This window comes from aff. Roholtiella sp. LEGE 12411 (genome assembly GCF_015206995.1).
Lineage (GTDB): Bacteria > Cyanobacteriota > Cyanobacteriia > Cyanobacteriales > Nostocaceae > Komarekiella.
On the sequence record NZ_JADEXR010000332.1, the window covers coordinates 1 to 1,120 of the forward strand.

General features: G+C 54.6%; 1 protein-coding gene. It reads left to right on the plus strand.

Annotated elements, in window-relative coordinates; genetic code table 11:
• The first annotated feature begins 56 nt into the window (after positions 1 to 56).
• A complete protein-coding gene (locus IQ246_RS29755; RefSeq protein WP_194006867.1) occupies positions 57 to 1,097 on the plus strand; it encodes an IS630 family transposase in 1,041 nt (346 codons plus the stop codon).
• Positions 1,098 to 1,120 lie beyond the last annotated feature (23 nt).

A 1,120-nucleotide genomic window follows, 5' to 3' on the forward strand; every position in this document is an offset into this window, starting at 1 on the left:
TATTGATTCCGCCCCATAAAGTTTGAACTTTTGCTATCATTTTTGATCTGTCGTGAATGGAAAAAGAAAGCGCAAGAGATCAAACACTGGAGCAACTGCACGAGCGGCGCAAGCAAGTCGTGAGGTTGCATCTCAAAGGCATCAAGATCATGAAGATTGTGGACATGACGGGGCTGACCTATCCCACGGTACGCAAGGCTATTGATCTGTATGAGGCGTGTAGCTGGAAAGCGCTGCGCCCAGCCTCACGCGGCAGGGCTTTGGGCGCGGGGCGCAGACTCACGCCAGAGCAAGAGCAGCAGATTCAAAAAATCATCATCGACAAACGCCCCGAGCAGTTGAAGATGGATTTCTTCCTGTGGAGCACGGCAGCGGTGGCGCAACTCATTCTGCGCGAGACGACGCTGGTGATCTCAGAGCGCAGCACCGGCAAATACTTAAAGCGCTGGGGCTTTAGCCCGCAAAAGCCCATCAAACGCGCCTATGAGCAAAGCCCCAAGGCGGTGCAAAGCTGGCTTGATGAGCAATACCCGGCTATAGAGGCCAGAGCCAAGGCCGAAGGCGCAGAGATTGCTTGGGGTGATGAGACAGCGCTGGTCAACACCGACAACAGAGGCCGCTGCTTTGCACCCAAAGGCAAAACGCCCGTGGCCATGGTGGTGGGCGGCACACGCCAGAAGCTATCGATGATTGCGGCGGTGACCAACCAAGGCAAAGCACGCTGGATGATCATTGACGAGGCCTTCAACGCGGACAAGCTGATCGAATTCATGCAAGGCTTGGTCAAAGATGCGGGCAAGAAGGTGTTTCTGATCTTGGACAACCTGCGCGTGCATCACAGCAAACCCGTCAAGGCGTGGCTGGCTACGAACGTGGACAAGATCGAAGTGTTCTACCTGCCCAGTTACAGCCCGCATCTCAATCCTGAGGAAAGGCTCAACGCGGATTTGAAGCAAGAGATGGGAAAGCGCGTGCCGGTGCGTACGAAAGAAAAACTACGCGCAGCGGCCAACGATCACATGATGTTGATTGAAAAATCCCCCGAGCGCGTCAAAGCCTACTTCCAAGACCCACGAGTCAAATATGCTGCGGGTTAAAACTTCTTGGGGCGGGAGCAATA

Excerpts from the sequence above, each read along its gene's own strand:
- IQ246_RS29755 (WP_194006867.1), top strand. The coding sequence starts at position 57 with ATGGAAAAAGAAAGCGCAAGAGATCAAACACTGGAGCAACTGCACGAG.